Annotated in this window: 12 protein-coding genes; 2 read left to right on the top strand and 10 right to left on the bottom strand. The window is 40.4% G+C overall.

Features of this window, described 5'->3' with window-relative positions; translation table 11 throughout:
- Nucleotides 1–77: 77 nt before the first annotated feature.
- The 4 genes from CLV32_RS16595 to CLV32_RS16610 all read right to left on the bottom strand — a co-directional run bounded on the left by CLV32_RS16595 (nucleotide 78) and on the right by CLV32_RS16610 (nucleotide 4,503).
- On the bottom strand, nucleotides 78–1,154 hold the full coding sequence (locus CLV32_RS16595; RefSeq protein WP_133557568.1) for a calcium:proton antiporter: 1,077 nt from the start codon (nucleotides 1,152–1,154) through the stop codon (nucleotides 78–80).
- A 101-nt stretch (nucleotides 1,155–1,255) separates the two neighbouring features.
- A complete protein-coding gene (locus tag CLV32_RS16600; protein WP_133557570.1) occupies nucleotides 1,256–2,425 on the bottom strand; it encodes a hypothetical protein in 1,170 nt (389 codons plus the stop codon).
- 200 nt (nucleotides 2,426–2,625) lie between these two features.
- Nucleotides 2,626–3,834 (bottom strand): retropepsin-like aspartic protease, encoded by a 1,209-nt coding sequence (locus CLV32_RS16605; RefSeq protein ID WP_133557572.1) that lies wholly within the window; start codon nucleotides 3,832–3,834, stop codon nucleotides 2,626–2,628.
- A gap of 108 nt (nucleotides 3,835–3,942) precedes the next feature.
- Complete coding sequence (locus CLV32_RS16610; RefSeq protein ID WP_133557574.1) at nucleotides 3,943–4,503, bottom strand: biliverdin-producing heme oxygenase; 561 nt, start codon at nucleotides 4,501–4,503, stop codon at nucleotides 3,943–3,945.
- Nucleotides 4,504–4,644: 141 nt separating this feature from the next.
- Here CLV32_RS16610 and CLV32_RS16615 point away from each other — a divergent pair, with 141 nt between their 5' ends.
- On the top strand, nucleotides 4,645–5,217 hold the full coding sequence (locus CLV32_RS16615; RefSeq protein ID WP_133557576.1) for a Crp/Fnr family transcriptional regulator: 573 nt from the start codon (nucleotides 4,645–4,647) through the stop codon (nucleotides 5,215–5,217).
- A gap of 10 nt (nucleotides 5,218–5,227) precedes the next feature.
- Here CLV32_RS16615 and CLV32_RS16620 read toward each other — a convergent pair whose 3' ends face one another.
- Complete coding sequence (locus CLV32_RS16620) at nucleotides 5,228–7,627, bottom strand: PAS domain-containing sensor histidine kinase (RefSeq protein ID WP_133557578.1); 2,400 nt, start codon at nucleotides 7,625–7,627, stop codon at nucleotides 5,228–5,230.
- 232 nt (nucleotides 7,628–7,859) lie between these two features.
- Here CLV32_RS16620 and CLV32_RS16625 point away from each other — a divergent pair, with 232 nt between their 5' ends.
- Nucleotides 7,860–8,990, top strand: a complete 1,131-nt coding sequence (locus tag CLV32_RS16625; protein ID WP_133557580.1) for a PAS domain-containing sensor histidine kinase — start codon at nucleotides 7,860–7,862, stop codon at nucleotides 8,988–8,990.
- A gap of 3 nt (nucleotides 8,991–8,993) precedes the next feature.
- Here the strand turns inward: CLV32_RS16625 and CLV32_RS16630 are convergent, their stop codons facing one another.
- From CLV32_RS16630 to CLV32_RS16650, 5 genes are all read right to left on the bottom strand, one after another.
- Nucleotides 8,994–9,470, bottom strand: coding sequence for a DinB family protein (locus CLV32_RS16630; protein ID WP_133557582.1), 477 nt, complete (start codon nucleotides 9,468–9,470; stop codon nucleotides 8,994–8,996).
- A 37-nt stretch (nucleotides 9,471–9,507) separates the two neighbouring features.
- Complete coding sequence (locus CLV32_RS16635) at nucleotides 9,508–9,891, bottom strand: VOC family protein (protein ID WP_133557583.1); 384 nt, start codon at nucleotides 9,889–9,891, stop codon at nucleotides 9,508–9,510.
- A gap of 113 nt (nucleotides 9,892–10,004) precedes the next feature.
- On the bottom strand, nucleotides 10,005–10,907 hold the full coding sequence (locus CLV32_RS16640) for a VOC family protein (protein WP_133557585.1): 903 nt from the start codon (nucleotides 10,905–10,907) through the stop codon (nucleotides 10,005–10,007).
- A gap of 231 nt (nucleotides 10,908–11,138) precedes the next feature.
- On the bottom strand, nucleotides 11,139–11,420 hold the full coding sequence (locus CLV32_RS16645) for a DUF6958 family protein (protein WP_133557587.1): 282 nt from the start codon (nucleotides 11,418–11,420) through the stop codon (nucleotides 11,139–11,141).
- 90 nt (nucleotides 11,421–11,510) lie between these two features.
- Nucleotides 11,511–12,110, bottom strand: coding sequence for an FMN-dependent NADH-azoreductase (locus CLV32_RS16650; protein WP_133557588.1), 600 nt, complete (start codon nucleotides 12,108–12,110; stop codon nucleotides 11,511–11,513).
- Nucleotides 12,111–12,133 lie beyond the last annotated feature (23 nt).

Here is a 12,133-nt window from a genome sequence, read left to right on the forward strand (position 1 = left end):
TCATATGTTTATTTCAGACAAATCTCATTTTACCTTGAAAATAGCCCACAGCGACCGTTAACGCGGCTTACCCAGAACTAAGGTACGACTGTATAAAAAAGATAAGAGGCAAAGATCACCAGCAACACGATTCCTTGTTGAATGTTTGTGCGCCCCGTAGCGAGCGAAAACATAATGGTAATCATAGCCAAAAGCAACATGACCGTAGAGCTCGTATCAATTCCAAGAACCAATGGCATTTGGGTAATTATAGATACAATAGCAACAACGGGAATAGTAAGCCCGATACTTGCCAGAGCTGAGCCTAGCGCGAGATTGAGACTCGTTTGCAAACGATCAGCTTTTACTGCCCTGTAAGCAGCTAATCCCTCGGGCAACAATACAATTGCCGCAATAATTACACCCACAGCAGATTTTGGCGCGCCGAGATCAATAACAATCTTCTCAATATCCTTGGAAAGAAATTTCGCCAATAAAACGACTATAATCAGACTGAGAATTAGAAATGCAAGACTCAATATTGCGGTTAGGTTATTGGGCGCATCAGCGTGGTCTTCTTCAGAGCTTGAATTTTTAGGCAGGAAGAAGTCTCTGTGGCGAACTGTTTGCATAAAAATGAATCCTGCATAAAGTGTAATTGAGACTAAGGATACGAAGATGAGCTGACTCTGACTGTATTCGCCTTTCGGGCCGCTGGTTGTGTAATTAGGTAAAATCAACGTAAGCACTATTATCGCTATCAGGGTGATTAGTGCGGCGTTAACCCCCGACAATTTATATAATTGTTCTTTAAACTTGATCCCACCCTTGAGCAAACAGATCCCAACGATTCCAGTAACAATGATCATAACAGCTGCAAATACCGTATCCCGCGCCAGTTCTTTAACACCGTCGCCTCCTGCAAGCATCAGCGATACGATTAACCCCACCTCTATCGTGGTAATTGCAATCGCAAGAATAATTGTTCCAAATGGCTCCCCAACACGATGGGCGATAACTTCTGCATGATGTACAGAGGCCAACACACTACCTATTAGCAACGCTGCCAGAAGCAATTTAAGATAGAAATCAGATTCCTCAGTAACGATAAAATAGAATAGGATTCCCGCAACTGGAATCGCCATTGTCCATTTGGGCAAGTCGATGTTTTTCATATTGGTTTACATGTTTCTCTTAATTCTAACAAAAACTATCCTATCAAGTTTGATTTGATTGAAATAAAGGAAAAAGGCATTCCAATTACATAAGAAAATCTTTACAACCCATAAGAAGATTTGCGGCTGGCTTCGGCGATCAGTTCTTTAACCAATTCGCTGCCACTGTCCCACCTCTTTAGCTTATTGATTTGCTGGATAACCACGCGATCCTTAATCTGACAATCAGCTTCGTAATAATCCGACATAATTGATTTCATTGCGGTATGAATCTGTGCCAGGCTTCCGTTTAAAATCAGCTCTGAACTATTCTTTACGATTTCAGCTAACGCATCTGCCATGCTTGCAGCATAATAAGGGCAATTCCAGTCATGGCGATAAGGATCATCACCTTTGATGTTTACTTTCTGCAATGGATGTGAGAGATCTTCAATAACGCCGGCTATCGCGTCGCCAAATACGTTTGAATATTCCGCCACAAAATGATTCCACCACCTTGGATGCATTGGTAACTCTTTTAATAGTGTATCACACACAAGCACCCGTTTGGGGAAATCAGGACATAATGGATCCATTACAACAAGTGAAACACCAAAATGCCCTTCGGTTGGTGAATGTCGACTGTAGATAACGAAAAACTGAAAATTTGTCTCGCCTTCAGATTTTAGCTCCGCTGTAACCTGCATAACATCCGCTAGTCTGTCCTCAAGAAAACCATACTTGACAAATACATGCAAATTTCCACCGGATTTCGCTGTACACCTTTTACTATGTTCATCAAAGACATTACTGTTGGCGGGGCGACTGCTAAAATGATTGCCACTATTGTACCTGATCTCTTCGGAATCTTTGGGATAGCTAGTGATTGACAAGGGATCTCCCGTGTCGGTCTGCTTATTAGGATGAATGGAACGAAATGGCACATGCATCAGTTCACTATCCATTCGTCGCGCAAGGTTATAAATTCGTTGTTCTGTTTGAGCTAGCAACGGATCTCCGCTCAGCGGATCAAAATATACCAACCGGGAACCTCTCCCCAAATGCTCGGCTATAGAACGGTCGCTCAAAAGCGACTGTACCGGATGCTCCGTAGTCATGAAAAAGTCCCTAAGCGCCTCATTTGTTAAATAAACGTCTAAAGACTGATCGAACTGAAAGAATGTCCTGTCACCATTATTATCGACCCATTTCCGCAAAAAATTGTACACTTCCCGCTCAAAAAAATGATTAGTCGCTTCCGCGATTTCGTAAGTACAATTGTATTGCTCCATAAGTTTTTCAAGGAAATAAGTAGACTGAAAGCTACGAAATAAATCAATGCAAACCACAAATTAAATGGAATGGAAATTTAAATGTTACAATTTTAAGCCTGATTCTGATAATTAGCTTGAAAATCCTGGGAAAACGCAGCATAATACCTCTCCAAAACACGCTATCTTGGTTTTCTTAAGTTCAAGGATGACTATATCTTTTATGGAACTCTAGACAATTGAATTTCCTTAACGTTACCGTCCTTATCTTTGATTTTAACTGTAGTGGTGTCACCAGTCATCACTCCTTCTGAACCACCATTGACCCAATTACACAGATTAATGTTGGCACAAGATTTTCCATCTATTTCCAGAATCTCTTCTCCCACATTAACCTTTCCCTTCAAACTTTCCCATACCACACCTACCACCAACTTATTCTGGTCTATTACAGGTTTGAACGCCCAAAGTTTCTCCTGTAAATCATAGCTATGTTTTGCCGTACTGAAATAAAACTGGTGATGCAGAAAATCCAAGGTGATCGGACCATAATCAAGTAGTTTTGTCCCGAGCCTACTGTTGTTACTTTTTGATGTTTCGGTTATCACGTTTGTAAATACCGATTCATTTACATCTAAAGAGAAGAGTTTCAGTCGAAATAAGCTATCTGGTTTCTGCAAACCAAGCAAACTTCTGCTGCTAGCCCCATATCCTGACAACAGTTTTTCAAATACCTTGCTGTCTCCCAGTTTTACAAGGTCTTTATCACTAAGTCTTAGGAAATTGTAGGTTCCACTATCAAATCCAACCTTCAGGATCTTATGATCAGAAAGCTTCACCGTTATAAAAGGATAGCTCTGCGGTTCGCCCCAACTCAGTTCCGACTGCCTACCATGATCCAAAGTTAATTTAGTCTCATCGTCTGTTATGATCAACATACGTTTCGCAGGGCTGATCTGTATTATCGAGTTGCGAAAAATATTGCTGCCCAATACACCATCAATTTCAAGACATTTGTAAAGCTCACTTTCGGAAACCAACGCCGGTATCCCGTTGAACACAAGGCCTTGAAGTTTGAACTCCTTAATAGAAACAATAGGTAAAGAAGTTTTATTTCCCGCGGCATCGGTGATGTCCGTCTTATTAATTACTTCCGATTTGATCTCCTTAAATAATTCAGCCCCGATCTGAGTCGGAGCACCAGTATCGAAAAGAAATTTGTATTTCTTCCCGTTAAAGTGCGGCGTAAGATAAATCCTGCCATTAATGAATTCGTAGGGTATCTCTTCGTAATAATGCTTACCATTAATTCCTCCTTTATTAAAGGTAACCCGCTGAGCATAAACCTTACTGACGCAGGATATCAATATAGCGCAACAGATAATAGTTCTTAAGAAAATGTTTGTCCGTTTGCGCTGTATGGTAGCCATCCACCTAAGATAAGAATAACCAATTTAAAACTTCGGTTAATTATGCGCTGTACTACTGTACCGCGCAAAAATAGAACGCTCGCAAGCAGCATTTTTGCGCGAATATTGCTAAGCAGTTGTTATCTCTCCAAATACGTCAGAAAAACGTTCGAAAGTCTCGTTTGCGACTTTAATAGCCAGTAATTCATCAGTTTCGTTTTTCGCTTCTTCGTTCATTACACCGACGAATTTGGTCCACATCGTTCCAGTAGATTCGCCATAGCCGGAAAAAAAGGAAACACCATCATTAACACCATACTTCGCCAGCATTTGAACAATGATCGGACCGCCCATAATCGAACCTTCCATCACATACATCGCCCCAAGGGCCTGTAAAGTATTACTGATTTCAGGAATCTTCACGTCAGATAACTCATGTACGTTGCCTCCAAGCTCTTCAATATCTTTCTTCAAATATTCAGAATTTCGCCTCTCAGAATGATCTGGTAGTAAATCCGTTGTGATATAGGGCGCTATAGCTGCTTCTACCGCTTTAAAATAAGCGTAAAAATGTTTTAATAACTCCGCGTAGTCTGTGTTATTGCGGATCGCTTTTAATTTAAATATTACTTTCTTCTCAAGCTCCTGATGCGCGGCCTTTGTTGCCTCTTTGATATTTGTACTTAACATATCTTCAATACTAATAATTTCTAATCAGTAATCGTAATGCTTTCTCCGAAATTTATTTTAGATCAGAAGATTTAAGAATGCATGTATCGCAATTATTCATGCAATTGAACTTTTAACTACCTTTATCATAAAAACGAAGCGATGAATCCGCAGGAAATATTAAAAGCTCATTTATGCAAAACAATTAATCTGACGGAAGAAGAATTCAATTACGTTTTCTCTCATTTCAAACCGAAGCGCTTTAAAAAAGGTGAAAAAATTATTACTGAGGGCGATATTGTTCATGATGAATATTTTGTGTTGAGTGGCTGCCTAAAAACATATTATATCAATGACAATCAAAAAATGTTCATTCTACAGTTCGCAATGTGTACCTGGTGGGCTTCAGATTACGACGCATTGTATAACGGAGCCAGAGCTATTATCAATCTGGACTGCATCACCGATACAGAAGTGCTATGCTTGTCTGACGTAGATCGTGAGAAACTTTGTACTGAGTTCGATCAGATCGCTTACTTTTTTCGCTGGAGGTCCAACAGAGGTTATGTTGCGTCGCAGAAGCGACTACTGTCATTCATGAACAATGACGCAAAATACCGCTATGAAGAGTTACTTAGCATGTATCCGCAATTGTACAACCTAGTGCCGAAACACTTAATTGCCGCTTATCTAGGCGTTTCAAGGGAAACATTAAGTCGGCTATACAACGAGTAAAAGAACTATACTAACGACCAGCAGGTAAGCTAAAATAAAATGTGGATCCTTTTCCTTGCTCACTATCCACCCAAATTTTTCCACCGTGGTGTTGCACAATCTCTGCACTTAAGTATAAACCAATCCCAAATCCGGAAATCGTTCCTGTATTTCCATTCTCTACACGATAATAACGGTCAAATATTTTACGCACGTCCTGAGGAGCAATGCCGATCCCCTCATCCCGCACACTTACCAATACCTCATATTGATTTATTGTGCAAGCGATGCGAATCGTGGTAAGAGGTGCTGAATATTTTACTGCATTACTGATCAAATTGGAAATTACTGAATTGACTTTATCACGATCAGCATAAACTTCAACTAACTTACCGCTTTCTACCAGCCTGATGTCGTGACTTTGTACACTTAATTTCATTTCCTCAATAATCTCTCTGGCAAGTTCTTCCACATCAAAAACCTTTTTCACAATGATAATCTTGCCTGATTCTAATCGCGAGATATCAAGGAACCCATTGATCATCGCTGTCATCCGCTTAATCTGCGCATCAGCTTTGGTCATCGCTTCAGCCAGAAACTGATCACCATTGTTTTTAAGTTTCGCATTTGCTACCTGCACAATAGCCTTCAGTGAGGTTAAAGGTGTTTTAAGCTCGTGGCTTACCATCCCTATAAAATCATTTTTACGCATTTCATCCTGCTTGCGTTCAGTAATTTCATGCAGTACGCCGGTAAAATAGTCTTTGCCATCGTAGTGCTGCATCGTGCCCATCCCTCTTACCCAGCGGATTGTCCCATCATGAAAACCAATCACCGGGTACTCCATATCGAATTGTTTACCTTCAGTGAATGCTGCTTCAACCATATCGGCGGCACGTTTGCGGTAATCGGGGTGAATTTGGTTGATAGCGGCATCATAAGGGACTTCTTCATCGGGCAGAAATCCAAAAAATTCCTTAAGCTTTGGAGAAGCCACAAAAATACGGTCTGCAGCATTAATAAAAAAGGTACCTAAGCCCGCCGCGTCAATAGCCATACGCAAACTTTCTTCCGCTTGCTCAACTTGTTTCGCGGCCAAAAACTGCTCGGTAATCTCCATGACTACTCCAGTAAATGCAGAAAATGCACCTGATGGATCTGCTTTTAAATTACCTATGGCACGCAGCCAGCGTAGTTTGTTATCATGTAGCCCAATCACCGGATAAGTGACATCGTAATCACCATTGTTATAAATTGCATTCTCGAGTTTCGTAGACACATACCCCCGATAATCGTCTGTAATCTGTGCCAATGCCTGTTCGATAGATAATGCTTCATGAGGAAAATAGCCGAATAACTCTTTTAAGCGCGAGTCAGTAATGAATTCCCTGGTTGCGGAATGAATATACCAGGTGCCAAAGTTTGCTGCACTTATCGCAAGGCGTAAAGCAATCTGACTTTCTTCAATCTTGGCCTGAGCCTCTATTAATTTTTGATTCACCAACGCCAGCTCCTCGTTTGTGGAAGTAAGTTCTTCATTTGAGGCAGCCTGCTCCTCATTAGTAGCTGCCATTTCTTCATTTATGGCCTGCAATTTTTCAGAACTTCTGGCCAGGGATTCTTCCCATTGCTTACGATCAGTAACGTCCCTGGTAGTTCCCGCTACGGCTTCCACCTCGCCCTCGTCATTAAGTACTGGTGTTAAGATATAATCATATACGCGCCTACCTAAAATAGCATGCGGAAACGATACCTCACCGCGGACGGGTTGTTTCGTTTTAACAATCAAATCAATCTCCCTTTCATGCATTTCTGCATGCCAGGGTTCGTAACCATTTTCCAATAAACTTTTACCTACGGCTGTTTCCCATGTTTTACCCCACATTGATAGTAACGCTCCGTTGGCATAGGTAAAACGATAATCCAGGTCAAACACATACATCAAATCAGGTGTAGCCGAGGTGATTGTTTCATAAACTCTTTTTTGCTGATCGGAAAACACTCTCGCCATCCTCAAAGCTTCTTCCGCATTTTTATGTTCTGTGATATCGCTCGCCGTACCGAACCACTCAATGATATTTCCCTGCTTATCCAGGATTGGAACTGCTCTTGAAAAAGTCCATCCTGGTGTACGATCAGCACGTAACACGCGGTGCTCTAACTGGAAGATTTTCTTCTCCCTTATGGCATCTGCTATAGCTTTCCGAACTTTCTCAAGATCATCAGGAAAAATATTATCAGTCTGCCAGTCGGTCGTTGGCTCAAGTGCATCCTTCAAAAACCCGCGTCCATCAAGTTCCCGCATCACGCTCCAGTCAGCACTCAAACTATAAACAACATCGGAAGATGCATTAATTAAGGCCTGAAAGCGATCTTCACTTCCAGCTGCATTGTCTTTATTAGGTAATGGTTTATCGGACGCTTCACTCATTCGAAAAAAATGTATAATGTTAAAAATAGTAAACGTAATTTATTTTTACACTAGCTTTTTTTTAATTCGGTATAATTATGTTTTGGCGCAACATGTTCAGATGTGATGCTATTATCTTGTTTGGGAGCCGCTTACACCTCAAGTTTGATTGCGAGCAGTTCTTATATTAAATCAATAAATCCATGAGCAATGATTTTTAGCATTTTTAGGAATATTTTTTAATTTCGTTTATATGGAAAACGAGAGCCAAATGCAGCCAGGTTTATCAACAGACGTTCTGATTTTGTCACAACAGAAACAGGCCATACTTTCCGCTATTATCGCCAATTCAGACGACACGATCATTAGTAAGACGTTGCAGGGTATTATCACAACCTGGAATCCAGCAGCCGAAAGGATGTTTGGCTATACGGAGACCGAGGCTATTGGAAAACATATTTCCTTGATCATCCCAACTGATCGCCTGAGTGAAGAGGTATTTATCATGACAGAAATATCTAATGGCAAACGGGTAAGTCACTTTGAAACAATAAGAATTTCTAAATCAGGTAAGACAATACCCCTATCACTATCAATTTCCCCGATAATTGACCATGAAGGACGTGTAATTGGCGCATCAAAAATTGCCCGCGACATCACTGAGCAACTTGCTGTTATTGAGGAGAATGCCCGTCTTTATGAACAGGTTAAAATGCTCAATGAAAAGAAAGATGAGTTTATTGCCTTAGCGAGTCATGAACTCAAAACACCGCTTACCAGTATTCAGGGCTATTTGCAAATTCTGACGAGAACAGTTACAGACGAACGCAGTCAGACATTTTTACAAAAAGCGGGACAGAGCGTAAAACGAGTTAGCAACATGATTTCTGAATTATTGGATGTCTCGAAAATTGATGCTGGAAAACTCCAGCTCAACACCGAGTGCTTTGACATCCACAAGTTAACAGAAGAAGCTGTGGAAATGCTTTCTCATAATAATAAACAAATCGATATCCGTATTAATGCCGCGTCAAAACCTGTATTAGTTAACGGCGACCCGCACCGTATCGAACAGGTAATTATTAATCTCCTCACAAACGCTATCCGATATTCCCCAGGCACGAAAGAAATCCTCGTTCATCTGAAGCAGGAAGAAGATGTTGTAAAAATTGGCGTTCAGGACTTCGGAATCGGTATTCCAGCGGATAAGCTAAAAAATATTTTCTCTAAATACTACCGCGTAAACTCTGGCAACACGCAGATTTCAGGACTGGGCATTGGCCTTTACTTATGTGAGGAGATCATACAGCGCCACAACGGGCAGATCCAAGTGGAAAGTGAAGTCGGGGTTGGAAGCACATTTTGGTTCAAATTACCAATGTAAATTTCAATAGCTGTTTTTATTATTAATCAGCTTTTTAAGTAACGAAATCTGACCAAGATGATAGTGTGTATGTTCTATAATCCCATGAAGGTTCCTATAATAACTTCCATATTTTGGATCTGAAAAATCTTCAGCAAATTTATCTCCGTCAAGTTTTTCAATCTCAACAGCTAACTGATCAGCTTCAACAAGCACTTTGTCAATAAGTCTTTGCCAATCCTCTTCGTTTTCAATAGGAGAATGATCAAAACTGAATTGATCACTTGCATTTAATGGCTCTCCCTGCATAACTTTCAAAACTGCCGCTACGTAATAATTGATGTGAAAAACCAAGGAGGCTATAGTATTTAAATCATAAATTTTAATGTTAGCATCCTCCCAGGTTACCCCCGTAAGTGCGTCTTTTAAATTTACGTCAGTCCAATTTTCACCAAAATGCACTTCCCTTAAATGTTTTGCAACCTCCTTGTTTAATTCCATATGCTAATTTTAAGTTAATATACCAATCAGTTAAATCTTAGTTGTTATTGATCGGCTCCCATAATTCAACCTTGTTTCCTTCAAGATCAATGATATGAACAAACTTTCCATAATCGTAAGTTTCAATTTCATCAACAATAGTAACACCCTCCTTCTTCAGTTCTTCTACGAGTGCTACTAAATTTTCAACCCGATAGTTGATCATAAAGTCTTTTGTAGATGGATCGAAATATTTGGTGTTTTCAGCAAACGGTGTCCATTGCGTTGATGCCTTTGTTGCACTGTCTGCTTCCTGATACCAATCAAAAGATGCGCCGTAGGGATTTGTCTCTAATCCAAGGTGCTTTTGATACCATTCTGTGGTTTTCTTAGGGTCTTTACACTTAAAAAAAACGCCTCCTATCCCTGTTACTTTTTTCATGTTTTTATTTGTTTTTGTTTGGCTCGTTAACACTGTTTTGAATGCGAAACCAAAACAAAATGATGTCGCAATTAACAGTACTATAAATATCACATTTTTCATGACGTTTTGTGCTAATTACTGTCAAATGCTTGTTGCAATGCTGCAACATCAACCTTAGTCATGGATCTGAATACCTCTATAACACGGTCGACTTGTGAAGGAGTGCCAGTTTTCAATACTTCAAACATCACTGCGGACGACACCTGCCAGGATACGCCGAACTTATCTTTTAACCATCCGCATTGGCCCGGGGTTCCGCCTGCAGAAAGTGCAGACCAGCAATAATCAATTTCTTCTTGTGTATCGCATGTAACTAATAATGAAACGGCTTCATTAAACGTAAAATCATGTTGATGCGCACTATCCATCGCCGCTAACCAGGTTTCATCTATATTGAAATCGGCATACATCAATGTACCTTCCTGATCAGGTGCCATCCCTCCAGGATACCGGGCTGATATACCACGTTTACCGTCTTTAAACACCGAGCAATAAAAATCAATGGCCTCTTCTGCCCTGCCCGCTCCTTCGCCTGTATACATGAGCGATGGAACTACAGCTGGCCTTTGCTCTCCCTCCGGTTTCGTCAGCATTAATTGCCAGTTTACACCGTATTTATCTGCCACCCACCCATAGCGTTCGCTAAAAGGGTAATGATCCAAAGGCATCATTATTTTTCCATCGTCAATCAATTTACTCCATAACTCGTCTATCTGTTTTATAGCATCCTTATCGCGTGAAGGATCAAAATTTATCATGAAAGAAATGGACGGGCTGATCTTAAAAGGAGCTTCGCCGCTGATCCCGAGAAACGTATACCCGGCAAAAGTAAATTCAACTACCTCACATTCGCCTCCTGGTATCGAAAACTGATTAACAAAGCTGATCGCTGAATCAGGCATTAAAGTAGTGTAAAACTCGGCCGCCTCATGCGCTGGGCGGTTGAACCAAAGATGTGCTTTAATAGGTTGCATAAGTAAATAAATTTGATGTCGGTTAAGGGTTTGACAATCAAAAATAAGAGATTTTGAATCGTAGCATAAGGGGCATATGTGACAATTTGAGGGCTGGTTGCGACAAGAACAGAACAACTAAGGTGTCATTTAAACGAAAAAAGCAAGAACGTTTATGCGTTCTTGCTTTTACAAATTTATGTTTATGATATTTCTCTTAATTTGATTGTTTACAATTATTGGCCAATCCGCTCAATCAACCAGCCTGTATTTTTGAGGTTTACTATTTGTTCTTTCAATTAAGTTTCTCGCTTCGAGATCTAACTTAACAGTCTCGCCATACCACTGCACACCACCTTCAAACGTATCTTTTACCCTTTGATAAAGTTCCTCCATCAACTCGGTGTGTGTAAGCGCGTTCTTGCTTAGGATCAACAGCAACTCAGCCTTAATCAACTCGTACTTGAGCACCGTGATTTTCTTATTCGTTTTACCCGGATCTGGATGGAGCGTTTGGATAGTTTCAGCCTTCATAATCGCTTCTTCAAATATTAGACACCTTTTAAATATGCTGTTCACCCAATCCATTATTTGAGAAAGGCTGAACAACGAAAGTAAAACTATTTATAATTGAATACTATCAATTCCTTTATCAAGCGCTGTCTGCTGTAGCTCAGCAACCGCAAACCCTTCAGCTCTTACAATTGTAACATCAGTAATTCCAATAAAGCCCAACATAGTTTTGATATAAGGCGTAACGAAGTCAAAACCTGTAGCCGGTCCCGAACTGTATACACCACCAGTTGTAACAGCAACATATGCTTTTTTTCCGGTTAATAAACCCACAGGGCCTTCCGCTGTATATTTAAAGGTTATCCCTGCACGCGCGATGTGGTCAAACCATGACTTCAAAACTGACGAAATACCAAAATTGTACATCGGTGCACCAATCACAAGCACATCGGCGTCCATAATTTCTTTAATTGCGTCGTTAGAATGTTTAATGGCTTCCTTATCGGAATCAGTATGATTTTCTACAGGTGTAAAAAATGCATTTAAATGAGCTTCCTCAAGATGTGGAAACGGTTTGTTTGTTAAATCATGTACTTGCACAAACGCAGCAGGATCTTGCTCTTTTAAGCGGTCGATAATGGCATCTGCCAATTTAATGCTGTTTGAAGCCGCACCCCGTGGGCTTGAAATGATATTTAATATTCTTGACATAGTTTCTTTTTTTTATGCAAGGT

Origin of the sequence: Pedobacter duraquae, from assembly GCF_004362245.1 — a bacterium.
In the GTDB taxonomy this organism is placed as follows: Bacteria; Bacteroidota; Bacteroidia; order Sphingobacteriales; family Sphingobacteriaceae; genus Pedobacter; species Pedobacter duraquae.